General features: G+C 39.2%; 24 protein-coding genes. 6 read left to right on the top strand and 18 right to left on the bottom strand.

Features of this window, described 5'->3' with window-relative positions; all coding sequences use genetic code 11:
• Positions 1 to 6: 6 nt before the first annotated feature.
• Complete coding sequence (locus PWU04_RS07430) at positions 7 to 918, bottom strand: 1-aminocyclopropane-1-carboxylate deaminase/D-cysteine desulfhydrase (RefSeq protein ID WP_274475349.1); 912 nt, start codon at positions 916 to 918, stop codon at positions 7 to 9.
• Positions 896 to 1246: a hypothetical protein gene (locus PWU04_RS07425; RefSeq protein ID WP_274475348.1), complete on the bottom strand. Its 351-nt coding sequence runs from the start codon at positions 1244 to 1246 to the stop codon at positions 896 to 898. Before PWU04_RS07425 ends, PWU04_RS07430 begins: the two co-directional genes overlap by 23 nt.
• 49 nt (positions 1247 to 1295) lie before the next feature.
• Here PWU04_RS07425 and PWU04_RS07420 point away from each other — a divergent pair, with 49 nt between their 5' ends.
• From PWU04_RS07420 to PWU04_RS07405, 4 genes are all read left to right on the top strand, one after another.
• Positions 1296 to 1463: a DUF5522 domain-containing protein gene (locus PWU04_RS07420; RefSeq protein WP_274475347.1), complete on the top strand. Its 168-nt coding sequence runs from the start codon at positions 1296 to 1298 to the stop codon at positions 1461 to 1463.
• 133 nt (positions 1464 to 1596) lie between these two features.
• Entirely contained in the window at positions 1597 to 3585 is a 1989-nt protein-coding gene (locus tag PWU04_RS07415) for a urocanate hydratase (protein WP_274475346.1), read from the top strand.
• A 23-nt stretch (positions 3586 to 3608) separates the two neighbouring features.
• A complete protein-coding gene (locus PWU04_RS07410) occupies positions 3609 to 4148 on the top strand; it encodes a DUF4136 domain-containing protein (protein WP_274475345.1) in 540 nt (179 codons plus the stop codon).
• A gap of 89 nt (positions 4149 to 4237) precedes the next feature.
• Positions 4238 to 4432, top strand: a complete 195-nt coding sequence (locus tag PWU04_RS07405; RefSeq protein ID WP_274475344.1) for a cold-shock protein — start codon at positions 4238 to 4240, stop codon at positions 4430 to 4432.
• Between the two features lie 132 nt (positions 4433 to 4564).
• Here PWU04_RS07405 and PWU04_RS07400 read toward each other — a convergent pair whose 3' ends face one another.
• The 16 genes from PWU04_RS07400 to PWU04_RS07325 all read right to left on the bottom strand — a co-directional run bounded on the left by PWU04_RS07400 (position 4565) and on the right by PWU04_RS07325 (position 21405).
• The gene (locus PWU04_RS07400; RefSeq protein WP_274475343.1) at positions 4565 to 6604 is read right to left on the bottom strand and encodes an alpha-ketoacid dehydrogenase subunit alpha/beta; all 2040 of its coding nucleotides are present in this window, start codon (positions 6602 to 6604) and stop codon (positions 4565 to 4567) included.
• The gene (locus tag PWU04_RS07395) at positions 6604 to 7671 is read right to left on the bottom strand and encodes a branched-chain amino acid aminotransferase (protein ID WP_274475342.1); all 1068 of its coding nucleotides are present in this window, start codon (positions 7669 to 7671) and stop codon (positions 6604 to 6606) included. The genes PWU04_RS07400 and PWU04_RS07395 overlap by 1 nt, the downstream gene beginning before the upstream one ends.
• Positions 7672 to 7675: 4 nt before the next feature.
• Complete coding sequence (locus PWU04_RS07390) at positions 7676 to 8956, bottom strand: dihydrolipoamide acetyltransferase family protein (RefSeq protein ID WP_406600943.1); 1281 nt, start codon at positions 8954 to 8956, stop codon at positions 7676 to 7678.
• Between the two features lie 74 nt (positions 8957 to 9030).
• Positions 9031 to 9627 carry an acyltransferase gene (locus PWU04_RS07385; RefSeq protein ID WP_274475340.1) on the bottom strand — a complete coding sequence of 199 codons (597 nt, stop codon included), beginning with the start codon at positions 9625 to 9627 and terminating at the stop codon, positions 9031 to 9033.
• 207 nt (positions 9628 to 9834) lie between these two features.
• The gene (locus tag PWU04_RS07380) at positions 9835 to 10587 is read right to left on the bottom strand and encodes an enoyl-CoA hydratase/isomerase family protein (protein WP_274475339.1); all 753 of its coding nucleotides are present in this window, start codon (positions 10585 to 10587) and stop codon (positions 9835 to 9837) included.
• Between the two features lie 142 nt (positions 10588 to 10729).
• Positions 10730 to 13228, bottom strand: coding sequence for a phenylacetic acid degradation bifunctional protein PaaZ (paaZ, locus tag PWU04_RS07375; RefSeq protein ID WP_274475338.1), 2499 nt, complete (start codon positions 13226 to 13228; stop codon positions 10730 to 10732).
• 33 nt (positions 13229 to 13261) lie between these two features.
• Positions 13262 to 14464: an acetyl-CoA C-acyltransferase gene (locus tag PWU04_RS07370; RefSeq protein WP_274475337.1), complete on the bottom strand. Its 1203-nt coding sequence runs from the start codon at positions 14462 to 14464 to the stop codon at positions 13262 to 13264.
• A gap of 29 nt (positions 14465 to 14493) precedes the next feature.
• Positions 14494 to 14904, bottom strand: coding sequence for a hotdog fold thioesterase (locus tag PWU04_RS07365; protein WP_274475336.1), 411 nt, complete (start codon positions 14902 to 14904; stop codon positions 14494 to 14496).
• The gene (locus tag PWU04_RS07360; protein ID WP_274475335.1) at positions 14904 to 16058 is read right to left on the bottom strand and encodes a 3-hydroxyacyl-CoA dehydrogenase NAD-binding domain-containing protein; all 1155 of its coding nucleotides are present in this window, start codon (positions 16056 to 16058) and stop codon (positions 14904 to 14906) included. The genes PWU04_RS07365 and PWU04_RS07360 overlap by 1 nt, the downstream gene beginning before the upstream one ends.
• Positions 16059 to 16844, bottom strand: a complete 786-nt coding sequence (locus tag PWU04_RS07355) for an enoyl-CoA hydratase-related protein (protein ID WP_274475334.1) — start codon at positions 16842 to 16844, stop codon at positions 16059 to 16061. It abuts the gene before it with no gap.
• Between the two features lie 61 nt (positions 16845 to 16905).
• Positions 16906 to 17406: a 1,2-phenylacetyl-CoA epoxidase subunit PaaD gene (gene paaD / locus PWU04_RS07350; RefSeq protein ID WP_274475333.1), complete on the bottom strand. Its 501-nt coding sequence runs from the start codon at positions 17404 to 17406 to the stop codon at positions 16906 to 16908.
• 114 nt (positions 17407 to 17520) lie between these two features.
• The gene (paaC, locus tag PWU04_RS07345) at positions 17521 to 18276 is read right to left on the bottom strand and encodes a 1,2-phenylacetyl-CoA epoxidase subunit PaaC (RefSeq protein WP_274475332.1); all 756 of its coding nucleotides are present in this window, start codon (positions 18274 to 18276) and stop codon (positions 17521 to 17523) included.
• 89 nt (positions 18277 to 18365) lie between these two features.
• Positions 18366 to 18650, bottom strand: coding sequence for a 1,2-phenylacetyl-CoA epoxidase subunit PaaB (gene paaB / locus PWU04_RS07340; protein WP_274475331.1), 285 nt, complete (start codon positions 18648 to 18650; stop codon positions 18366 to 18368).
• 41 nt (positions 18651 to 18691) lie between these two features.
• Complete coding sequence (gene paaA / locus PWU04_RS07335) at positions 18692 to 19648, bottom strand: 1,2-phenylacetyl-CoA epoxidase subunit PaaA (protein ID WP_274475329.1); 957 nt, start codon at positions 19646 to 19648, stop codon at positions 18692 to 18694.
• 46 nt (positions 19649 to 19694) lie between these two features.
• Positions 19695 to 20768 (bottom strand): 1,2-phenylacetyl-CoA epoxidase subunit PaaE, encoded by a 1074-nt coding sequence (paaE, locus tag PWU04_RS07330; RefSeq protein WP_274475328.1) that lies wholly within the window; start codon positions 20766 to 20768, stop codon positions 19695 to 19697.
• A 67-nt stretch (positions 20769 to 20835) separates the two neighbouring features.
• Positions 20836 to 21405, bottom strand: coding sequence for a TetR/AcrR family transcriptional regulator (locus PWU04_RS07325; RefSeq protein ID WP_274475327.1), 570 nt, complete (start codon positions 21403 to 21405; stop codon positions 20836 to 20838).
• A 135-nt stretch (positions 21406 to 21540) separates the two neighbouring features.
• Between PWU04_RS07325 and PWU04_RS07320 the strand changes: the two genes are divergently transcribed.
• Entirely contained in the window at positions 21541 to 22221 is a 681-nt protein-coding gene (locus tag PWU04_RS07320; protein ID WP_274475326.1) for a hypothetical protein, read from the top strand.
• 94 nt (positions 22222 to 22315) lie between these two features.
• Positions 22316 to 22771, top strand: a complete 456-nt coding sequence (locus tag PWU04_RS07315) for a Na(+)-translocating NADH-quinone reductase subunit F (protein WP_274475325.1) — start codon at positions 22316 to 22318, stop codon at positions 22769 to 22771.
• The last annotated feature ends 44 nt before the right edge of the window (positions 22772 to 22815 follow it).

The raw sequence follows: 22815 nt of genomic DNA, 5'->3' as shown, positions 1-22815 counted from the left end.
TTTATATCAATCGATTAAGGGTAATTGTTTTTGTTTTAATCTGGAGTTCATACCTGCTATCCCTTGGATGCCTCCCGTATGAATGGCCAAAATTTTAATTCCTCTTTCAAAATGACCTTTTTTAATCATATCCATAATTCCGTACATCATCTTTCCTGTATAAACAGGATCTAACGGAATTTGATATTGTCGTTTAAAGGCATTGATAAAATCAACCAATTCGGCATTTACCTTGGCATAACCACCAAAATGATAATCAGTTTGTAACCTCCAGTTTTCTTTGGTCACAAATGTACTAATATCTTTTTGTAAAAAATCGCCTTTAAGAGCTGGGAACCCAATAATCTGTTGGTGCTTATACGTACTATTAATAATCCCTGAAATTGTCCCCCCAGTACCAACAGCACAGCAAATATAATCGAAGGTATTATCGTCTTCTGCTAATATTTCTTCACTGCCTTTAATAGCCAAATTATTTGTCCCACCTTCCGGTATGGGGTAAAAGTCACCAAACTGTTCCGCTAGTGATTGTAAAAAGACATCGCTATTCTTTTTACGATAATCGCTCCTACTCACAAAACAAAACGTCATTCCACAGGATTTAGCATATCTCAAAGTAGGATTATCATCAACCTTATCTGCCAATTCCTCACCCCTTATCACTCCTATAGTCTTAAACCCAAATTTCTCTCCTGCAGCTGCAACAGCAGCTATATGATTGGAAAATGCCCCGCCAAACGTTAACAAGGTATCTTTGCCTTGCCTTTCGGCTTCCAAAATATTGTACTTTAATTTTCGGTATTTATTCCCGGAAATATAGTCATGAATAAGATCTTCTCGTTTTATATAAAGGGATACACCGTATTTCTCGGGTAATTTCACCTCTTGATTAACGCTATGGATTTCGGGAAACTTCATGGCCGCGAAGATACTTTAAAAATTGCCAAAACGGTCGTTGGCTCAGATATTCCAAATCATGTTCATTACTATAAGCTTCCCTTTCAAAAGAAATATTTCTATATGCCAACCTATGCTGTTTATGTTGAATCAATCGGTATAAGTATTCGATAAAATACCAAACATAAAATGGTAATACAAAAAGCTCCAATTGTTGCCTAAGGTGAATACGTTCATGGTTAAGCAGAACAAAATCCTCTTTTTGGGATTTATACTGAAGAAAAACAAACGGAAAAATCGCCATTGCCGAATACCCCTTAGGAACCAAATGTTTCAGAATTAAAATCATACAAGGACAGATTCAAAAATCACTCCAAATTACATTATCTTTGCCAAATATGAAGAAAATCATCCCTATTGAAGAGGGCGATTACTACCTAACCCCTGAAGGCTACCGCTGCTTTACCGAACAATACCACTTAAAACGAGGGTATTGTTGCGAGAGCGGATGTAGGCATTGCCCATATGGTTACAACAAAAAAACTAATTCCATAAACAGAAAATAGCATTGGATATTCGTTTAATGACATACAAAAGGAAAGTGGCATTCACGCATCATCGTGTGGATATCCGCTATCCTTAGGTTGATAATTACACCGAAGTAAACCGTATTAATTATCAACAAAAAAATTATTAAAAATGACATTTCAAGAACAGATATTAGAAGGGATTCCAAATCCATTACCACAACCAAAAGCATACGATCCAGAAATAAACCATGCGCCTAAGCGTAAGGAAATATTAAATACTGAAGAAAAGAAACTTGCTTTAAAAAATGCGCTTCGCTACTTTGACAAATCCCAACATGAGGAGTTGGTTGAAGAATTTAAGCAAGAGCTTGAAGATTATGGTCGTATTTACATGTATCGTTTACGTCCGGATTATAAAATGTATGCACGTCCAATAGACGAGTACCCTGCAAAATCGAAACAGGCAGCAGCAATTATGTTGATGATTCAAAACAACCTAGATTATGCCGTTGCTCAGCACCCTCACGAATTGATTACTTACGGTGGTAACGGAGCTGTATTTCAAAACTGGGCACAGTACAGATTAACCATGAAGTATCTTGCTGAAATGAACGACGAGCAAACTTTGGTAATGTACTCGGGCCACCCAATGGGATTATTCCCTTCACATAAAGATGCTCCTAGAGTGGTTGTTACCAACGGTATGATGATTCCTAACTACTCACAACCGGACGACTGGGAAAAATTCAATGCATTGGGAGTTACACAATACGGACAAATGACTGCTGGAAGTTATATGTATATAGGACCTCAAGGTATTGTTCACGGAACCACGATTACTGTTTTGAATGGATTCAGAAAGATCAATAAATCTCCTCAAGGGAACTTATTCGTAACATCAGGATTGGGAGGTATGAGTGGTGCACAACCAAAAGCAGGAAACATTGCTGGCTGTGTTACCGTTTGCGCGGAAGTGAACCCTAAAGCTGTTCATACACGTCATTCACAAGGCTGGGTAGACGAAGTAATAAAAGATTTAAACGAACTTGTAACACGTGTTAAAGAAGCTCAAGAGAATAAGGAAACTGTTTCTATCGCTTATCAAGGAAATGTAGTAGATGTATGGGAGAAGTTTGCAGAGGCTGATGTTTATGTCGATTTAGGAAGCGATCAAACATCATTGCATAATCCTTGGGCTGGAGGATACTATCCTGCAGGACTAGACTTTGAAGAAGCTAATGATATGATGGCTAACCAACCTGAACTATTCAAAGAAAAGGTTCAGGAATCCTTACGTCGTCAAGCGAAAGCTATAAACAAACACACTGCCAAAGGAACTTATTTCTTTGACTATGGAAACGCCTTCCTTTTAGAAGCATCACGCGCTGGAGCCGATGTTATGGCCGAAAACCCAACTTTAGGAAGAGAATTTAAATACCCTAGTTACGTTCAGGATATTATGGGACCAATGTGTTTCGATTATGGTTTTGGCCCCTTCCGTTGGGTGTGTGCCTCAGGAAATCCAGAAGACTTAGCAAAAACAGATACAATTGCTTGTGAGGTTTTAGAGGAAATCATGGAGAATTCCCCTCAGGAAATCCAGCAACAAATGGCCGATAACATTCAATGGATTAAGGGAGCCCAAGAAAACAAATTGGTTGTAGGCTCTCAGGCTAGAATTCTTTACGCCGATGCAGAAGGCCGAATGAAAATTGCCAAAGCTTTCAACGATGCTATAGCAAAAGGTGAAATAGGATATGTTGTTCTTGGTCGCGATCACCACGATGTGTCTGGAACAGACTCTCCATTCCGCGAAACATCAAACATATATGATGGATCACGATTTACATCAGATATGGCCATCCACAATGTTATTGGAGACAGCTTTAGAGGTGCCACTTGGGTAAGTATACATAATGGAGGTGGCGTAGGCTGGGGAGAAGTAATGAACGGTGGATTTGGTATGGTTATTGATGGTTCTTCTGACGCAGAAAGACGCTTAAAATCAATGCTTTTCTGGGATGTAAACAACGGTATTGCAAGACGTAGTTGGGCCAGAAATGATGAAGCTATTTTTGCTATTAAGAGAGCTATGGAAGTAGAACCTAATTTAAAGGTGACATTGCCCAACTTGGTTGATGATAATTTGCTAAATTAGTAGTAAACCAAACTGATACAATTATGAAAACATTCTTAAAAACTATTGCGCTGTTACTGGTATTAGTGATTGTAACCTCCTGCAGTTCGGTAAAAGTAGCCTCTGACTACGACAAGAATGTTGATTTCAACAATTTCAAAACCTTTGCCTTTTATAAGCCTGGCATAGACAAAGCTGAAATAAGCGATCTTGACAAACGTAGAATCTTAAGAGCCATCGAATCTGAACTTACTAGTAAGGGCTTTACAAAATCTGAAAGCCCAGATTTGTTGGTTAGCATTTTTACAAAGTCTCGTGAACAAATTAATGTTTACAACGACGGATGGGGACCTTATGGTTATGGCTGGGGCTGGAGTCCTTGGTACTGGAACAATTATTACACATCGGTATCAACTTCTACTGAAGGTATGCTTTATGTAGACCTTATAGATGCTAATAAAAAGGAACTCGTTTGGCAGGGCGTTGGAAGCGGGTATTTATCTCAAAACATGGACAAAAAAGATGAACGAATAAAAGAATTTGTCAATAAAATAATGGAACGATATCCTCCATCTGATAAATAACAAAAATTTTATTAATAATTATTTCCCAAAAAACAATTGCCATTCAAATGATTAGTATACATTTGTAGCATAATTAAATATATTACAACATGAGTATTACAGGTACAGTAAAATTTTTCAATGACTCTAAAGGCTTTGGATTCATTACAGAAAGCGATTCAAGTAAAGAGCATTTTGTACACATTTCTGGATTGATCGACGAGATTAGAGAAGGTGACGAAGTAGAATTCGATCTAAAAGAAGGAAAAAAAGGTTTAAACGCGGTAAACGTAAAAGTAATCTAATATATACTTTTTAACTTTTTTGCTAAAGCTCGTCTATAAATAGACGGGCTTTTTTATTTTCTATATTAACCAAAAAGAAAAAGCACCAAACCAAAAGTTCAGTGCTTTTCTTAATTTTACTATTATACTTTCTTAGTACGCCAAAATTTCTTCTATTTTAGCTTTCACCTTTTCTGTTGAAGGAATCATGGTTTGTTCCAAAGTACTATTCAAAGGAATTGCAGGCATATTTTCACTACCAATAGTCATTACCGGAGCATCTAAATATTTAAAGCATTCTTCCTGAATTTTGCCCGCAAGAGCACGGGAAAAACTATTATTACTAGGCTCTTCGGTTACAACAAGACACTTTCCTGTTTTCTTAACCGATTTCATAATCGTTTCCTCATCTAACGGAGACAATGTTCTCAAATCGATAACTTCAATTTGATCTCGCATCCCTTTAGAAGCATTCATAGCCCAATGTACTCCCATTCCATAACTAACAATTGTCATGGTTTCAACATCATCCTGCTTCCATATTTCCTGTAGCACGTTAGCCTGACCAAATGGTAACATATAATCTTCTGAAGGTTCTACTGAAGTAGCTCCTTTGGTTCCCGGAACTTTACTCCAATACAACCCTTTGTGTTCAAAAATAACTACTGGATTAGGATCGTAATAAGCGGCTTTCATCAAACCTTTAAGATCTGCACCGTTACTTGGGTAAGCGATTTTAACGCCTCTAATGTTTGTTACAACACTTTCTACAGATGACGAGTGGTAAGGCCCACCACTACCATAAGCTCCAATAGGAACACGTAAAATCATGCTTACAGGCCATTTTCCGTTTGACAAGTAGCAACTACGGCTAACCTCGGTAAACAATTGGTTTAATCCTGGCCAGATATAATCGGCAAACTGAACCTCAACAATAGGTTTCAATCCAACGGCACTCATCCCTACGGTAGAACCAACAATGAAGGCTTCCTGAATAGGCGTATTAAATACTCTGTCGTCTCCAAACTTTTGAGCTAATGTCGCTGCTTCACGGAATACTCCACCCAATCGACCTCCAACATCCTGACCGTAAAGCAAACACTCTTTATGCTTTTTCATCAGCTCTTCAACTGCAAACAGAGCACAGTCAACCATGACTACTTTGTCACTTCCCTCAGGAGAACGCTCTCCCACTTCAGCCGTAACTGGTGTGGGTGCATAATCATGAGTAAACAAATCCTCTGGTGAAGGGTCTTCAGCTTTTAATGCTCTTTCGTAATCAGCTTGTACCTTAGCTTTAGCTTCGGCTTCTATTTCGGCTATATCATCAGCTGTAAAACCATTATCCAACAATTGTTGCTTAATTACTGGGTAGGGATCTCTAGAGCGTGCTTCTTCTAAATCGTCTCGGTACCATTCCATACGAACACCAGAAGTATGGTGGTTCAGTAATGGTACTTTGGCGTGAACCAAAAACGGACGACGCTCCTTACGGATGGTTGCAATAACCTTTTCTACCGCCTCATAACTTTCAATAAAGTTTGCTCCGTCAATCGAAATTGCTTCAAGACCTTTAAATCCTTGAGCATATTCGAAAGCGCTTTGAGCGCGTGTCTCGGCTTCGTTAGCCGAAATATCCCATCCATTATCTTGAACTAAGTAAAGAATTGGCATTTGCTTTAGTGCTGCCATCTGAAGTGCTTCGGCTATTTCTCCTTCGGTTACCGATGCATCTCCCAAAGAACATACTGCTATCGGGTTTTCTCCTTCATCTTGTAAACCTACCTTTTCCTTATACTGCATCCCCATTGCAACTCCGGTAGCAGGAATAGCCTGCATTCCCGTTGCCGATGATTGATGTGGAATTTTAGGTTTATCATCATCCTTTAAACTTGGATGAGAATAATAAGTACGTCCTCCAGAAAACGGATCGTCCTTTTTAGCCAATAACTGCAACATTAAATCGTAAGGTTGCATTCCAAAAGCTAATAGCATTGCATCATCCCTATAATAAGGAAAGGCATAATCTTGAGGAAACAATTGCATTCCCAAAGCTGTTTGAATGGCTTCGTGACCTCTTGAGGTAGCGTGAACGTATTTTGATACTGTTTGAAAGTTCTCTTCGTAAAGTTCGGCCATAGCCTTGGCCGTACAAAGGTTTAAAAACCCTTTTTTTAATATATCTTTCTTCATTAAACTAATTCATTTTCTATTTTAACCATCCAGTTATGAGTATCCTCTAATTCTCCTGCACGCACTCCATTGATGGTATCGAACACCATTTGCCCAACAGGGCTTTCATCTGAAACGTGGATTACCTCATCTTTAAACCCAATATCCTGGATCATGGCAATGCCAACAGCAGTCCCTGTTCCGAAAGCTTCCTTTAAGCTTCCGTCTTTTGATGCTGCTATAACCTCTTCAATGGAAATTGGCCTTTCGGTTACTACATATCCTTTATCACGTAAAAGTTCAATAACGCTCATTCTAGTGATTCCATTAAGGATAGCACCATCAAGACTAGGTGTAATAAATTCATCTCCTATTTTGAAAAAGATATTCATCGTACCTACTTCCTGAATGAAATTAAAATCGTGAGCATCCAACCACAATACCTGATCGAAACCTTTTGCTTTTGCCAATTCAGTTGGACGGATAGCTGCCGCGTAATTTCCAGCTGCCTTAGCCTCTCCTGTTCCACCTTCTACAGCACGGATAAATTGTGTTTCTGCATATAAACGAATTCGCTTGGTGAAGAATGGTCCTGCCGGTGAAGCTATGATGATAAACTTATAATTGGTTGCTGCACGCATCCCGATAAAAGCTTCATCGGCATACATGAACGGTCTTAAATACAATGCACTTCCTGGCTGAGGAGGAATCCAGTTTTGCTCCAAAGCAACTAACTGCTTCAATCCTTCTACAAATAGATCTTCAGGGAAATGTGGCATTCCCATACGATCTGCACTAAAATTCATGCGCTCTGCATTCTTGTCCGGACGGAACAACATTGGCGAACCATCTGTATCAACAGAAGCTTTCATTCCTTCAAATATAGCCTGCCCATAGTGGATAGCCATAGCTGCAGGATGAGTTGCAATGGGAGCCAATGGCTCAATTCTTGGGTTATTCCACTCTCCGTTTTCATATTCACAAATAAACATGTGATCGGTAAAGGTTCTTCCCAATGGTATATCGTTAAAGTCTAAAGCATCTACTTTTGACTTTTCTACTTTTGTTATATTGATTTGATATGACATAATCTTATATGGTTCTATTGGTATCAAATTTTTCTAAGTAATCGGCTACGCGGCGTAAAAACGACCCTCCTAAATAACCATCCACTACACGATGGTCAAAGGACAATGATAAATACATCATACTTCTGATAGCGATTTCATCCCCTTTTTCAGTTTCAATAACCTCTGCGCGTTTCTTAATGATCCCCAAAGCTAAAATGGCAACTTCAGGCTGGTTGATAATAGGGGTTCCCATCAAGCTTCCAAATGTTCCCACATTGGAAATGGTGAAAGTACTCCCTTTAATATCGTCACCGTTCAATTTATTATCACGGGCTTTAGAAGCCAATTCATTCACTTCTCCCGCAAGCCCATTTAAGTCCTTCTTATCGGCATCCTTTACCACTGGAACAATCAAGTTTCCTGAAGGCAATGCTGTTGCCATCCCGATGTTGATATTTTCCTTAACAATAATGTTGTTTCCGTCTACCGATGCATTGATATTTGGAAAATCCTGAATAGCTTTTGCTACCGCCTCAACAAACAAAGGAGTAAACGTCAGTTTCTTACCGTACTTATCTTGAAAAGCACCTTTATTGTCTTTACGCCAATTTACCATATCGGTTAAATCCGCTTCTACATAAGCAGTAACGTGTGGCGATGTATGTTTGGAATACACCATATGATCTGCAATCATTTGGCGCATACGGTCCATCTCTACAACTTTACCAGTACCCTTGTCCAGTTTCAACTGTGGAATTCTGTAAGCCGTAGGGTCTGGTTGTGCAGCTGGTTGTGCAAACTGATACGGACGACCGTCTTCTAGATATCTGAAAATATCGCTTTTTCTTAATCGCCCCTCGGCACCTGTAGCTGGTATTCTAGCCAATTCTTCAAAACTAATATGATGTTGCTTTGCAATACTAATGACTAGTGGAGAAAAGAAAGTGTTTGTATTATTGTTTACGCTAAAAGTCGATGCTTGCCCATCAATTGAAGCAGATGCAATTTTAGGACGTTTAGGCGTCTTCTTCTCTTCTTTTGCTGCAGAAGACTTCTCTTCTTCCTTTGGCTTGGAATTTTGAGCTACATCATTGGATACTTCCAAAATGGCTATAACCTGACCAACAGGAACGACATCCTTAGGTTGAAAATGGGTTTTCACCAAAGTTCCAGAAGCAGGCGCTGGCACTTCATTATCCACTTTATCGGTTGCTACTTCAAGCAACACATCACCTTCTTCAAAACTGTCACCCTCATTCACCATCCACTTAATAATGGTTCCTTCGGTAATACTCTCGCCCATTTTGGGCATTTTCAATTCAAAAGTCGACATCTTTCTTTATTCTATATTGTTATTCATTCCTATATACAGGAATACTATTTCTTCATAAAATCCCTTAAAGTATCATAAAATGCTTCCTGCATCTGTTGATCTTTAGGTACTTCTCTTAACGGTTCTACTTCCCTTAGGCTATCATGGCAATCTAATGGTAACTGCTGATAAAGTTGAGTTCCCTTGGTTTTCCAGGCAATCATCTCATCGCTTACTTCCTTAATCACCTTCGCTGGATTACCCACTACTAAACTACGATTAGGAATGACGGTTTCTGCCTTTACAAATGCCATCGCTCCAACAATACACTCATCTCCAATTTGGGCATCGTCCATAATTACGGTATTCATACCTACCAATACGTTTCTACCAATATTAGCACCGTGAATAATTGCACCGTGACCAATGTGAGCACTCTCCTTTAAAGTGATAGATTTCCCCGGAAACATATGCACAGTGCAGTTTTCCTGTACGTTCACTCCATCCTCTAAAACAATCTGCCCCCAATCTCCTCGAATTGCAGCTCCAGGACCTATATAACAGTTTTTACCGATAATAACATTACCGGTAACTGCTGCCAATGGATGCACAAAACTGCTTTCGTGTACTACTGGGATATAACCTTTAAAAGAATAAATCATCTGATTTTAGATTGTTGATTGACGATTGTTGAATTACAACCAATAGTCATCAATCAGTTAGTTTTCACACTCTAAGGTGGGGGTAAAAAAGTAACATTTTATTCCTCTTTGTCAGATTGAGCGGAGTCGAAATCGTAGTTTTCGAACAGTAACATTATTCTCGACTTCGCTCGAATTGACATTAGGAGCACTTTTTACACAGCTGTTCTACTTAAACCTCTTAAGAGTTTCTTTTGTAAAATCACTTAACACCAAGCGCCCACTAATTTCTGCACGCTCTGCCAATAAGGTATCCCAATGATCGGTTCCTTGCCAGAACACTTGCTTCATCTCTTTCATAGCCTCTGGGTTATAGTTGCATAAGTTTTCTGCGAACGCCTGAACAGCTTCATCCAGTTCCTCCGTTGTATCGTATACCTGAGCAAACAATCCTTTATTTCTTGCCCACTCAGCATCGTAAAATGTATTGGCATCGATTGCTATTTGAGACATTCCTGTTAGCCCCAATTTGCGCTCAACTGCAGGACCTACCACAAAAGGTCCGATACCTACATTAAGCTCACTTAACTTAATTGATGCAAACTTAGTTGCCATACAGTAATCGGTAGCCGAAGCCAATCCAACTCCACCTCCTACGGTTTTACCTTGTATACGCCCAATGATAAACTTAGGACACTTACGCATAGCGTTAATCACATTAGCAAACCCAGAAAAAAATACACGCCCTGTTTCTGCATCGTTAATGTGGATTAACTCCTTAAAGCTAGCTCCCGCACAGAAGGTTCTGTCTCCTCCACTTTTAAGAACAATTACTTTTATATCATCATTTTGTCCTGCATCGTTAATGGTCTCTGCCAACTTAGCCAAGATATCGCCTGGAAGCGAATTGTGTGCTGGGTGGAAAAACTCAATAGTTCCTATCCCGTTATCTATACTTTGTTTTACGTATGGATCACTCATATTTTTTACTTTTTGTCATTGCGAGCGCAAGCGTGGCAATCTTTTTCTAGTGTTCCCTTCGCTTTGTAAGCGAATGACAATTATATCTTTATTTTATCTAATGATAGCACCTCTCTTCTAAACATGAGGTGGCATTTATTTTTTATAATAATCCGAACTGCTCGAAATGATGGTTTAGATGCTTACGCTCTAATAAATACCACTCATATCGGTTCAATTCACCAAAAACGACATTCTTCGTTTTGGCTTCTGGGTTTTCTTTAAAATATTGTAAATATGCCTGACGTGCTTCGTTAAGCTTTTCTTTAGCCGTTTCTAAATCTGCATGTTCCAACTCGGTGATTTTAGATTTTTCAGCTAATGGAAAATCATACTGTCTAGGCATTTTGTCATAGTTATACAGCGTAGCATGAACTTTCTCCAAAATCTTTTCTGGAGTTGCCACCTCGAAATCTTGGATTTCACCAGAAGCAATTCTATAGGTATATTCCAAATGCTCTATCATATGCTGCGGTGTTAATCCACCCCATTGTGCTTTGCTGTCTACTGTAAGTTTGTTCAAACACTCGGTAATTTTAGCATCTGTCATTTCAACAAAGGTTTCTTGCTTCTTCTGAACCATGGTCAAAATAGTTGCAACAGCTACTAATTCATCTTCTGCATCGAATACCTCAACGAACCATTTTACAATACCGCTTGGGTGCTCATCGCCCGCTACATCACGGTCAACTTTTTGCTTACACGTTAAACGAACATAAATAGTATCGTTATGGTACAACGGTCTTAAGAAACGACACTCTTCCAAACCATAGTTTGCCGCTACAGGCCCTTTATTTGGATAAACAAATAACCCCGCTGCAGCCGAAATAATGAAATATCCGTGAGCAGTACGCTTTTCGAAAATACTTCCATCTAGAGAAGTAATATCGGTATGGGCGTAGAAATGATCCCAAGTTAGGTTCGCAAAGTTGATGATATCCGCATCGGTTAAAGTACGCTTATGTGTTTTAAGCGACATTCCTGGTTGGATATCTTCCCAATGGTATTTAAACGGATGCTGTTCAGCCTCCTTGTATTTTGCATTTGGCTGATAAATACCAGTAACTTCCGTTAGTGTTGTTGGAGTCCCCTGAATAGCTGTACGCTGTAAATAGTGCTTCACACCGCGTACACCTCCCATTTCTTCACCTCCTCCGGCACGACCTGGTCCTCCGTGAACCAAGGTTGGAAGTGGTGATCCGTGTCCTGTACTTTCTTTAGCATTTTCACGGTTAAGTACCAAAATACGTCCGTGGTGACTTGCCGCACCTACAACATATTCTTTTGCGATAGAATCATTGTTAGTGATGATTGAAGACACCAACGATCCTTTACCCATTTTAGATAACTGGATGGCTTCATCCAAAGTCTTGTATGGCATAATGGTACTCACCGGACCAAAAGCTTCTCTTTCGTGAACAGCAATCGAATCAAGCGGGTTGTCTGCACGCAGTAATATTGGGCTAATGAATGCCCCTTTTGAAGCATCTGCACCAACAGTTTCTATTTTATCTAAGTCGCCATAAACGATTTGAGCTTGTTTGGCAATATCGGTCACACTGTTACGAACTGCCTGAACCTGTTCTTTGCTGATAAGCGATCCCATTCTAACTTCCTTAAGTCTTGGGTCTCCTATTGTTACCTTGTCAAGCGCTTTTCCTAAGGCAATTTGTACATCTTCCACCAAGTTTTCAGGAACAATGATTCGACGGATAGCTGTACATTTCTGCCCTGCTTTCACCGTCATTTCCTTACGAACTTCTTTTATGAAAATATCGAATTCAGGAGTTCCTGGAACTGCATCTTCTCCAAGGATAGATGCGTTCAATGAATCGGCTTCCATATTGAACGGAACTGATTCCTGAATGATTTGCGGATGAACTTTTAACAATCTTCCCGTTGCAGCCGACCCTGTAAAGGTTACTACATCTTGAGATTCTACTGTATCTAAGATCGTTTTTACAGTTCCGTTTATTATCTGAAGTGCGCCTTCTGGAAGAATTCCAGAATTGATAATTTCACGAGCTACAGCCTCAGCCAAATATGATGAAGACGGAGCTGGTAAAACTACTGCAGGCACCCCTGCCATCCAGTTAACGGCACATTTTTCCAGCATTCCCCATACTGGGAAGTTGAATGCATTAATATGAACGGCAACACCTTGCTTAGGCACCATAATGTGGTGTGCCATAAAACGTCCGCCACGAGATAAATCTATTGGTTCCCCCTCAACATGGTAAGGTTGGTTCGGGAATAATTTTCTCAATGAGGCGTTTGCAAACAAGTTACCAAACCCTCCTTCTATATCTATCCAGCTATCAATACGAGTCGCTCCTGTACGGTAGCTCAACTCATAAAAAGCCTCTTTTCTTTTCACTAAGTAAAAGGCTAATTTCTTAAGCATATTTCCACGCTCTTGAAAAGTCATTTTACGTAGTACTTCGCCTCCTTTGGTTCTACCGTAGTTTAGTATTTCTGGGATATCCAATCCATCAACAGCAGTAGTTGCAAAATGCTCTCCTGTAATAGCATCATAAATAGGCATTCCTTCATCATTCCCTTCAATCCATTGCCCAGTTACATAATGTGGTATTTTTTTCATAGTTGAGTTCTTTAAAGATTTTTGTTTGAGCTATTATACTCTCTCAATTATTGCTGCATAGCCTTGTCCTACTCCAATACACATGGTTACCAAAGCATAGCGTTTTTGTTGCTCATGCAACTCTAAAGCTGCAGAATAACAAATTCTTGCTCCAGTAACGCCAAGAGGGTGTCCTATTGCTATAGAACCTCCGTTAGGATTTATCCTTGGATCGTCATCAGCTAATCCCCAAGCACGAGTACACGCTAATGCCTGAGCTGCGAACGCCTCGTTAAGCTCAATGATATCGATATCATCCATGGTCAATCCAGCTTTTACCAAAGCTTTATTGGAAGCCTCCACAGGACCAATCCCCATGATGCGGGGTTCTACACCAACCACAGCCGAACTTACAATTCGCGCCAATGGTTTAAGATTGTATTTTTCTACGGCATTACCCGATGCAATAATGGTTGCAGCTGCTCCATCATTCAACCCGGATGAATTACCAGCCGTTACACTTCCGTCTTTTTTAAAAGCCGGTCTTAAATTCCCTAAAATATCCAGTGTAGTTGTAGGCTTCACAAACTCATCTTTTGAAAACTGAATAGGATCCTTTTTGCGTTGAGGAATCTCAACAGTCATGATCTCCTTTGCCAGTCTTCCATTCTCTTGAGCTTTGGTCGCCTTCATCTGACTCCAATGTGCAAAAGCATCTTGGTCTTCTCTTGAAATATTGTATTTCTCTACTAAGTTTTCAGCCGTATTTCCCATTCCGTCTGTCCCATACATCTCGTGCATTTTTGGGTTAACAAAACGCCACCCAAAACTAGAGTCATACATTTTTGAATCGGTTCCAAAACCTGAAGATGGTTTTGAAATCACTAATGGCCCACGTGTCATGTTCTCTACGCCTCCAGAGATAAAAACATCACCATCACCAGCTTTAATCGCTCTATTGGCATGAATAATAGCCGATAGACCAGAGCTACATAAACGATTTACCGTTTCCCCCGGCACAGTAAATGGCAATCCAGCTAAAAGCGATGCCATGCGTGCCACGTTACGGTTATCTTCTCCCGCTTGGTTAGCGCACCCTAAAATTACATCGTCGTAAGCTCCCTTTGGAATATCTGGATTACGTTTAACTAATTCCTCGATTACCATAGCCGCTAAATCGTCTGTACGAACAGCTGACAACGTGCCTTTATAACTTCCTATTGGAGTACGAACCCCATCTATGATATAAGCTTCCATATTATTATTTTAACCTAACTGAAATAGGACTAATCCTCTTTCCAATCGTTATTAGTACGATATACAGTCCCCTTAAACAAGGCTACCAGTACATCATCTTTTTTTATTTCTATTCTATAAAATCCGAATCTGTTCTTAACCGACTCTTCCGATGCTATAGCCACAATTTTATCGCCTTCAACCAACTTTTCCATATGGTTGATAGACGTATCTATTGATAAAGCTTGTTTTCCCCTTGAATTAGCAGCAAATGCCAGAGCACTATCGGCTAAACTATAGGTAATGCCTCCATGGGCAATTTTAAACCCATTGAGCATTTCTGCCCTAACAGTCATGCTTAATTGGCAATACCCTTCTTTAACATCATCGATTGCAATACCCAGCCATTGACTAAAAGCATCGTTTTCGAACATTTTATTTACAATAGCTTCCGGAGTCATTAAAAAAATGTTTTCCCTTCAGCATCCATTTTGCGCAACAGTGGACTACACCTGTAACGATCTTCGTGATACTCATTGTAAAGCCCATCTAAAGTTGCTACACACCAATCAATACCTTTCTCATCTGCCCATGCTAATAACCCTTTAGGATAATTAACACCTTTGGTCATAGCATTATCGATATCCTCTGCCGAAGCAATGTTTAAGAACAATGCATCTGCAGCCTCATTTATAAGCATTACCAAAACACGATCGAATATTTGTTGAGCCAATGCTTTATCCTCATTTGGTTTTGGCACTTCTACTCCTGCGGAATAATCGTAATATCCTTTACCTGTTTTTCTTCCTAAATAACCAGCCTCACTCAAACGCTTTTGGGTAAATGATGGCTTGTATCTTGGATCGAAATAGAATGAAGTGAATACAGTTTCTGTAACAGTATAATTAACATCGTTTCCAATAAAATCCATTAGCTCAAATGGCCCCATACGGAATCCTCCAAGAGTTTTTAAACTCCTGTCGATTGTCGCGAAATCGGCAACGCCTTCTTCGTAAATTCTCAAAGCCTCGCCATAAAACGGACGCGCCACACGGTTTACAATAAACCCTGGTGTATCTTTAGCTACTGCAACAGTTTTTTTCCAATCTGAAATAGTCTTTACAGAAGCTTCCAAAACTTCTTTTGAAGTTTGAACAGCAGGAATTACCTCTACCAATTTCATCAGTGGTGCAGGATTGAAAAAGTGTATCCCGATACAACGCTCAGGCTTTTTCAATGATGCTGCAATGGAAGCAATGGATAAAGAGGAAGTGTTTGACGCTATGATACAGTTATCGGCAACATAAGTTTCCAATTCTGAAAACACCTTCTTCTTAACATCTATATTCTCTACAATTGCTTCAATGGTAAGATTCGAATCAGCTAATTCCTTTAAAGTATCCACATAACGAATACTACTTTGGATTCTTAGTTTTTCATTAGTTTCTATTCTTCCCTTTTCGACCAATCTGGTCAATATTTTTTCCAATGAAAGCCTAGCCTTTTCCAAAGCAGCTTCATTGGTATCATATATTTTTACGGTACATCCAGCGGTTGCAGCTACCTGAGCTATTCCGCTTCCCATTGTTCCCGAACCAATAATACCTACTTTCATTTATTTACCTTTAAAAATTGGTTTTCTCTTTTCTATAAATGCAGCGACACCTTCAGCATAATCTTCACTTTGGGCCGATGTTATTTGTAACTCAGATTCCAAATCTAGTTGTTGCTCTAAATTGTTTGTCATAGACTCGTTTAGCAATCTTTTAGTAAAGCCCAACGCCTGAGTAGGCATATTAGCCATAGTTTCTGCAAGGTTCTCAACCTCGGCATTAAAATCGCCTGAAGAAACTGTTTTATACACCATCCCCATACGTTCTGCTTCTTGAGCCGATACTTTGTCGCCCAATAGCATTAAAGCCGATGCTTTTTGGAAACCTATCAAGCGTGGTAAAAAAAATGTCCCCGCACTATCGGGAACCAATCCAATTTTAGAAAACGCTTGAATAAAGCTTGCATGCTCATTTGCAACTACCACATCGCAAGACAAAGCAATATTCGCTCCTGCTCCTGCCGCTACACCGTTCACTGCTGCAATTATTGGCTTTTCTATACTTCTAATTCTTGTGATTATTGGATTGTAGTGTTCTTCCAATATTTTTTTGAAACCTGGGTTTAGCTCTGGTGTAGTTACTTCTTTTAAATCCTGACCAGCACAAAAAGCTTTACCACTTCCAGTAATCACCATCGCACGAACTTCTTCATTTTCGTTACAGGTATCTAAAGTATCCTGTAATTCCAAGGCCATTTCTCGGTTAAAGCTATTAAATACTTCTGGTCTATTTAGTGTAATATAGGCTACACCATCTTTTATACTTAAGGCAATAGAATTGTTGCTCATGTATTTTCACTTTTTAGACGGAAGATTTCAAACCAATGTCAACTTCCAATTATTTTAAACATTATTTCAAACACTTGAAATAATCAAAAGGCTCGTGACAATCCTCACATTGAAACATCGCTTTACAAGCTGTAGATCCAAACTGACTTACCATTCTGGTATTCGTGGAACCACAGTTAGTGCATTTCACAATGCGTTTCCCTCCCAACAGAGCCTCTTTATCAGCATTAGGTTCCAAGGGTGGAGCAATACCATATTCTGCTAGTGCTTTTCTTCCCTTTTCGGTTATCCAATCTGTAGTCCAAGCTGGTGAGAGTACTAATTCAACATGACACTTATAACCTGCCTCTTCCAATGCTTTGGTGATATCTTCTCCAATAACATCCATAGCCGGACAACCGCTATAGGTAGGTGTGATTTGTACGAATACCTCTCCTTGTTTTATAATAGCAGAACGTACCACTCCCATTTCCATAATGGACAATACAGGGATTTCAGGGTCTGAAACCTGCTCCAAAATTGGAATTAATTCTTGGTCGATATGTTGTTCTTCTGTTATCATATTTTTTCTCAGCAAAAGCGGAGGTTTTTATATTACTTCTCGATACAAATTTTCTTTGATTTCGACTACGCTCAATCTGACAGAAAATCACTCGACGTAACGCTTAGCACGTTACTACCACTTCATATTTGGATAAGTGCGTTGCATATACTGCAAATCGGATAGCAAATACCCCATATGCTCTGTATGGATTCCTTGCTTCCCTCCTTTTTGGAACCACTTAGATTCTGGAACAGTCAAAGTAGCTTCCTCCAATACTTCAGAAACCATACGGTAATACTCTTCTTTCAGGGCCAGTGTATCAACACCAACACCTTCTTCAATCATTGCCTTATCAGCTGCAGTTTGATGGAATAATTCGTCTGTATATGTCCAAAAATCATTAATCGCTGTTTGGATTCTATCATGACTTTCTTCAGTTCCGTCACCAAGACGCTTAATCCAATCTGAAGAGAAACGGAAATGATAACTCACCTCTTTAATTCCCTTATTAGCTATTGCTGCCAAAGTCATATCCTTGCTCCCTTGCAATTGTTTAAGGAATAAAAGGTGAAATGCATCGAACAAAAACTGACGTGCAATAGTGTATCCAAAATCTGTATTAGGTTGTTCAACCAGCAATACGTTTACATACTCACGTTCACTTCTTAAGAAAGCGATATCATCCTCAGTTGTTTCGTCACCTTTTACTTTTGCTGCATATTGATAGTAACTGCGCACCTGTCCTAAAAGGTCTAAAGACACATTGGTACAAGCGATATCGGTTTCCAAACTAGGACCATGACCACAAAGCTCTCCCAATCGCTGCCCTAGAATTAAGCAATTGTCAGCAATACCAAGAATATAGTTATATAAATTTTCGTTTTTCATAGTTCATGCCTGCAAAGCAGGTATCTCATTAATTGAACATCAAGTTTTAAGTTCCCTCTTTATTGAGAAATGCAATTCGGCAAAGCGAATTACATGTGCTTTACTTCGTCTGGTAGATCGTAAAAAGTTGGGTGACGGTATACTTTGTCTTGAGCTGGCTCAAACATTTCTCCATTGTGATCTGGGTTTGAAGCCTTAATATGTTTAGACTCTACCACCCAAATGCTCACACCTTCACTTCTGCGGGTATACACATCACGAGCATTCTCCAAAGCCATTTCTGCATCGGCAGCGTGAAGACTACCAAAGTGGCGGTGTTCTAATCCGTTTTTACTTCTTACAAAAACTTCCCAAAGTGGCCAATTTTTCTTCATCTGTATATTGTATTTAGAATCTGAATATCTTTCAGACTCTATTAAACTGCTTGTTTTTCTTTTTTGTCTTCTTGCTTATCTGCGTAAGCCAAGGCCGCATCACGAACCCATTCTCCACGCTCCCATGCACCTACCCTGGCATCCATACGCTTTTTGTTACAGGGTCCATAACCTTTAACAACTTGCCAGAACTCATCCCAATCAATTTCTCCGAAATCATAACTACCGCGTTCCTCATTCCATTTTAAATCTGGATCAGGAACTGTTAATCCTAAAATTTCAGCCTGTGGAATTGTTTGGTCAATAAACTGTTGACGTAATTCATCGTTGGTTTTACGCTTCAACTTCCATTTCATGGATTGCTCTGTGTGAACAGACTCCGCATCTGTAGGACCGAACATCATTAATGATGGCCACCACCAGCGGTTAAGTGCATCCTGAGCCAAAGCTTTTTGCTCCTCTGTTCCTCTAGATAGGGTTAGCATAATTTCGTAACCCTGACGTTGGTGGAAACTCTCTTCCTTACATACACGCACCATAGCACGGGCATAGGGTCCGAAAGACGTATTACACAATGGCACTTGATTGATAATCGCAGCACCATCTACCAACCAACCAATAGCACCTATATCGGCCCAGGTTACTGTCGGGTAATTAAATATACTCGAGTATTTTGCCTTACCAGTATGTAATTGCTCATACAATTCGTCTCTTGATATCCCCAATGTTTCACAGGCACTATACAAGTATAATCCGTGTCCTGCTTCATCCTGTACCTTAGCCAAAAGGGCTACTTTACGACGTAACGAAGGGGCACGTGTAATCCAGTTCCCTTCCGGAAGCATCCCAACAATTTCCGAATGGGCATGCTGGGAAATTTGCCTGATGTGGGTTTGACGGTATTTTTCCGGCATCCAATCTTTAGGCTCTATCTTTTCATCACGTGCAATACGTGCTTCAAACGCTTCCTCTAAACTTTTAATTTGCTCTTCACTCATAGTTTTAAGCTTTAATATTCACTCAGGGTTAAAACCCATTGTCTTCTTATACATCAAAATCTACAACCACCTTTTCACTGGTTGGTACCGCCTGGCAACTCAATACGTAGTTGTTGGCTACTTCATCCTCTTCTAAGGCGTAATTAATCTTCATTTCTACAGAACCTTCTACGACCTTACATTTACAGGTACTACACACCCCGCCTTTACAGGCAAAAGGTAGGTCTGCACCAGCTGCCAGGGCACCATCCAAGATATTATCATAATCTTCATCCATAATGAAATGGAATTCCTTACCTCCGTCAATTATAGTAACATCGGTACCGTCAATCTTTTGGTCCAGTATTTCTGCTATGTGTTTATTGGTCTCATCGGTATTGCCTGAGAAGAACAATTCGTAATGAATTTTATCTTTTGGCAATCCAGCTTCCTGCAAGGCGTCACGGATCAAGAAGATCATTTCCTGGGGACCACATATGAAGCAATCGGCTGTATCTTCGATATCAATAAAAGTGTCTGTCAACACTTTCATTTTATCTTCATCGAAACGACCGTTTAAAAAGTCGATATCGCGATGCTCCTGTGTAAGAAAATAAAAGGTATGAAAACGCTCAAAATATTCGTTTTTAAGCTGCTCAATCTCTTCTTTAAAGATAATTGATTTCACCTTACGATTCAAGTAAAACAACTTGAATGTACTGTTTGGCTCCATAGCCAAATGCGTCTTGATCATTGAAAGAACAGGCGTGATTCCACTACCTGCAGCGAAAGCCAAATAATTCTTGGGCGTAGACGGATCTACATCAACGTAAAAATGTCCCGATGGGTGCATTATCTCCAAAGTATCCCCTACTTTCAATTCTGTATTGGCATAGGTTGAAAATACGCCGCCCGGAATTTGTTTAATGGCTACCTTCCACGCCTTATCCTGAGGAGCCGAACATAAAGAATAAGTACGGCGTACTTCCTCTCCGTTGATTTCCTTCTTTAAGGTTAAATGCTGCCCTTGCTTAAAGGCAAACTCCTCATGAAGGTCTTCCGGAATATCGAATGACACTACCGAACAATCCTTCGTTTCTTTGTAAATGTCCTTTACCGCTATTTTATAAAAGTCTGTCATTGTATTTCGTAAATCTTTAAACTAACAATCGTTAGTTTGCAGCCAAATTTACGAAATAAATCAATACCTAAATGTTAATGCCTTGAATTAACACTTTACTGAGACTGTTGGCGAGTTCAACTGGGGTTACGTCTTCTTTTTTAGGTATCCAAACGTACAGTGAACGTAACGTAGAAAGCATAGAAAAGAGCATCACTTCAGGATTTTCGTCTATAATCTCCCCTCCCTTTATTCCTTCCAACAAAATTTCTCGAAAATCATCTTCATAATTGGCTCGCAGTTTTAAGTAGTATTCCAGTTGGTCTTCCAAATGCATCCAATCATTATTCAGTGCAGCCATTCCATAAACATTGCTTCCAGCAATATCAACATGCAAGGCTACTACCTGCTTAAGCTTGCCTATACTATTTTCATCAGACGCCTTAATAACTTCCATACCAGCAGTAAACTGCTCGGCTAATGCAATTATTATTTCCTTTAGAATCTGCTGTTTAGAATTTATATGGTTATATAAACTTGCAGCTTTCATCCCCATGGAACCAGCTAAATCACGCATGGTCACAGCACTATACCCCTTTTCCTTGAACAACTTAGCAGCTGTTTTTATAATCTCTTCTTTTCTTGTCTCTTGTTTCATTGTAGCGAGTGAAGGTAGGAAAAATTCTGCGGAAGCTATTGGAGAAAATAAAAATGATGTATTAGATAAAAAGAAAGTTCAAATTATAAGTTCTAAATTTAGAGCCTAAAAAATAACTATTTAAACTAAGTCACAATGAAAAAGACACTCATGTTATTTGCTATGCTTTTGGTTACAGGCATCAGCATGCAAGCTCAACTAAAAAAAGGGCATTTAAAATACTCTATGGAGTTTAGCTCAGACAATCCACAAATGCAACTGTCAATGGAAACGATGAAAGGCTCTACTGTTGAAATATATTTCAATGAGCACTATACTAAGTCTATTATGAATATGGGAATTGTGTCACAAGCTGAAGCAATTGTTGATATAAAAAACAAGAAAACTCTAGCCCTTGCAAGTAGCATGGGAATGAAAATTGCTTACAGCATGAGTTCGGATGAAATAAAAGAATTTGCTAAAAATCAACCTACCTATAATATCGAACTGGTTGATGAACAAAAAGACATTCAAGGATACGAATGTAAAAAGGTAATTTTAACAGACACTCTAACAAATGAAGTTGTTATTAACTGCTGGTACACAGAAGATATTATAATAGATACAACAGGACAACAAATTATGAATCAGCAGATACCTGGATGCACTATGGAAATGGAAGGGGTTTTTAATGGAATTATGACATCAATGAAAATAGTGAGCATTGAAAAAACTATAGAAAATGAAGAGAACATATTTAACATGAGCATTCCTGAAGGTTACAAAGTGTTGACCAAGGAGGAAATGAAAGCTATGGGACTTGGTTCTAAAATGTAAAGAATAATCCCCTAAAAAACAAAAAAGGCAGCCATTCGGCTGCCTTTTTTGTTTCCTCCAATTTTCGTATATTAAGATAACTAAGTTAAAAGCCATGAAAACACCATATAGATTAGAGCAAGCCATAACTAAACTCTACACAGCTTTTCATAATAACACTTTACATCCTGAATGTTGTAAGAGTTGTGCTGTTGGGAATATTTTGGACAATAAAGATTTTTGGAAACATTTATCGGATCAACACGGCATAACTCAATTGAATTACGTTGGCACGGTGAACCAAAAATTAGGGAAACGGTTTAATGGATACACTCCTTTGGAACTTTTAACAATTGAGTCTACTTTTTTAAAGGCCTGTGGCTATCAATTGCCATTGAACTACCAAAACTACAGACCAGCTAACCCAACGGATAAAGAACGCTTGTTTAAAGGTCTCTGTGCAGTTATTGAACAACTATGCGCAATGGATGGAATTACCAATGTAATGGATTACACAAAATTGTTTGAACATGAATTGAAAAGTGATAAACCTAGCAACATTTTAGTATAGCAGCTTGCAAAAGCTCACTTAACATCAAAAAAAAAAACCGACAC

The organism is Mangrovimonas aestuarii (assembly GCF_028767185.1).
GTDB classification, from domain to species: Bacteria; Bacteroidota; Bacteroidia; order Flavobacteriales; family Flavobacteriaceae; genus Mangrovimonas_B; species Mangrovimonas_B aestuarii.
Note: the sequence above shows the minus strand (reverse complement) of the source record. Positions and strands in the feature narration are given on the sequence as shown.

Bases quoted from the DNA above. Each gene is read 5' to 3' on its own strand.
- PWU04_RS07430 (WP_274475349.1), bottom strand. From the start codon at position 918: ATGAAGTTTCCCGAAATCCATAGCGTTAATCAAGAGGTGAAATTACCC.
- PWU04_RS07425 (WP_274475348.1), bottom strand. From the start codon at position 1,246: ATGATTTTAATTCTGAAACATTTGGTTCCTAAGGGGTATTCGGCAATG.
- PWU04_RS07420 (WP_274475347.1), top strand. From the start codon at position 1,296: ATGAAGAAAATCATCCCTATTGAAGAGGGCGATTACTACCTAACCCCT.
- PWU04_RS07415 (WP_274475346.1), top strand. From the start codon at position 1,597: ATGACATTTCAAGAACAGATATTAGAAGGGATTCCAAATCCATTACCA.
- PWU04_RS07410 (WP_274475345.1), top strand. From the start codon at position 3,609: ATGAAAACATTCTTAAAAACTATTGCGCTGTTACTGGTATTAGTGATT.
- PWU04_RS07405 (WP_274475344.1), top strand. From the start codon at position 4,238: ATGAGTATTACAGGTACAGTAAAATTTTTCAATGACTCTAAAGGCTTT.
- PWU04_RS07400 (WP_274475343.1), bottom strand. From the start codon at position 6,604: ATGAAGAAAGATATATTAAAAAAAGGGTTTTTAAACCTTTGTACGGCC.
- PWU04_RS07395 (WP_274475342.1), bottom strand. From the start codon at position 7,671: ATGTCATATCAAATCAATATAACAAAAGTAGAAAAGTCAAAAGTAGAT.
- PWU04_RS07390 (WP_406600943.1), bottom strand. From the start codon at position 8,956: ATGGGCGAGAGTATTACCGAAGGAACCATTATTAAGTGGATGGTGAAT.
- PWU04_RS07385 (WP_274475340.1), bottom strand. From the start codon at position 9,627: ATGATTTATTCTTTTAAAGGTTATATCCCAGTAGTACACGAAAGCAGT.
- PWU04_RS07380 (WP_274475339.1), bottom strand. From the start codon at position 10,587: ATGAGTGATCCATACGTAAAACAAAGTATAGATAACGGGATAGGAACT.
- paaZ (WP_274475338.1), bottom strand. From the start codon at position 13,228: ATGAAAAAAATACCACATTATGTAACTGGGCAATGGATTGAAGGGAAT.
- PWU04_RS07370 (WP_274475337.1), bottom strand. From the start codon at position 14,464: ATGGAAGCTTATATCATAGATGGGGTTCGTACTCCAATAGGAAGTTAT.
- PWU04_RS07365 (WP_274475336.1), bottom strand. From the start codon at position 14,904: ATGACTCCGGAAGCTATTGTAAATAAAATGTTCGAAAACGATGCTTTT.
- PWU04_RS07360 (WP_274475335.1), bottom strand. From the start codon at position 16,058: ATGAAAGTAGGTATTATTGGTTCGGGAACAATGGGAAGCGGAATAGCT.
- PWU04_RS07355 (WP_274475334.1), bottom strand. From the start codon at position 16,844: ATGAGCAACAATTCTATTGCCTTAAGTATAAAAGATGGTGTAGCCTAT.
- paaD (WP_274475333.1), bottom strand. From the start codon at position 17,406: ATGATAACAGAAGAACAACATATCGACCAAGAATTAATTCCAATTTTG.
- paaC (WP_274475332.1), bottom strand. From the start codon at position 18,276: ATGAAAAACGAAAATTTATATAACTATATTCTTGGTATTGCTGACAAT.
- paaB (WP_274475331.1), bottom strand. From the start codon at position 18,650: ATGAAGAAAAATTGGCCACTTTGGGAAGTTTTTGTAAGAAGTAAAAAC.
- paaA (WP_274475329.1), bottom strand. From the start codon at position 19,648: ATGAGTGAAGAGCAAATTAAAAGTTTAGAGGAAGCGTTTGAAGCACGT.
- paaE (WP_274475328.1), bottom strand. From the start codon at position 20,768: ATGACAGACTTTTATAAAATAGCGGTAAAGGACATTTACAAAGAAACG.
- PWU04_RS07325 (WP_274475327.1), bottom strand. From the start codon at position 21,405: ATGAAACAAGAGACAAGAAAAGAAGAGATTATAAAAACAGCTGCTAAG.
- PWU04_RS07320 (WP_274475326.1), top strand. From the start codon at position 21,541: ATGAAAAAGACACTCATGTTATTTGCTATGCTTTTGGTTACAGGCATC.
- PWU04_RS07315 (WP_274475325.1), top strand. From the start codon at position 22,316: ATGAAAACACCATATAGATTAGAGCAAGCCATAACTAAACTCTACACA.